The sequence below is a fragment of the Paraburkholderia acidipaludis NBRC 101816 genome (assembly GCF_000684975.1).
GTDB lineage: Bacteria > Pseudomonadota > Gammaproteobacteria > Burkholderiales > Burkholderiaceae > Paraburkholderia > Paraburkholderia acidipaludis.
On sequence record NZ_BAXZ01000060.1, the window covers coordinates 1 to 876 of the forward strand.

At 63.8% G+C, this 876-nt stretch carries 1 protein-coding gene; it reads right to left on the reverse strand.

Annotated elements, in window-relative coordinates:
* Positions 1–876: porin (locus tag BAC01S_RS29785; protein WP_027798020.1), on the reverse strand; the 876-nt coding region annotated here is incomplete at both ends.

Below are 876 nucleotides of genomic sequence, written 5' to 3' on the forward strand. Positions count from 1 at the left end.
GGCCGTGGTACCCAGCTTGCCCATTGTGTAGGTGTACGACGCACCCAGCCAGAAGGCGGGCGTGAAGAAGTATTGTCCGTTGACCTGAAAGTTGTCGAACTTCCAGCTGGTCCACGAGCCGCCGTTGGCCGGCGCGATCGAACCCGACAGATAGGCATTGCCCGTCGGGCTGTCGATGCTCGTATGCGACCATGCGAACGCCACCTGCACCGACTTGAACTTGTAGGCGAGTCCGGCATCGATGTTTTCCTGCACGGCGCCGGAGAAAACGCTGTCGTTGGTCACAGCGCCCGACGTGCCCGAGCCGGGATTGTCGATCCGCATGTAGGCCGCCACCGCCGTCAGGCCGCCGTACTGGTACTGCCCCGCCACGCTGAAGAGCCGGTTGTCGGCAAAGCCGCTCGTGTTGCTGAAGCCGTACATGGCCTCGCCCGTGAGCCCGGCAATGGTGGGCGAAACGTACTTGAGCGAGTTGTTGACGCGGAAGTCCCAGTCGGTATTGTCGTTGTCGAACGGTGTCGCGCCCACATCCCCCCAGTTGCCCGCAGCGGCGATCGGACTGAAGATGTCGACGGTCGGGTCGTACTGGCGCCCTGCGGTGAGCGTGCCGTAGTTCTGCGAGGCGAGACCTACGTAGGCCTGCCGGCCGAACAGTCGGCCGCCTTGCTGCAAGGCGCCGTTGCTGGCGTTGAACCCGTTTTCCAGCTTGAAGATCGCGGCAAGCCCCCCGCCCAGATCTTCCGAGCCCTTGAGGCCCCAGCGGCTGCCCACCACGTCGCCGCTTTGCAGGCGATACGCTTGCCCGGCCCCCGCGTTGTTCGTGAAGTTCAGGCCTTCATCGATCAAACCGTACATCGTCACCGTACTCTGGGCGTG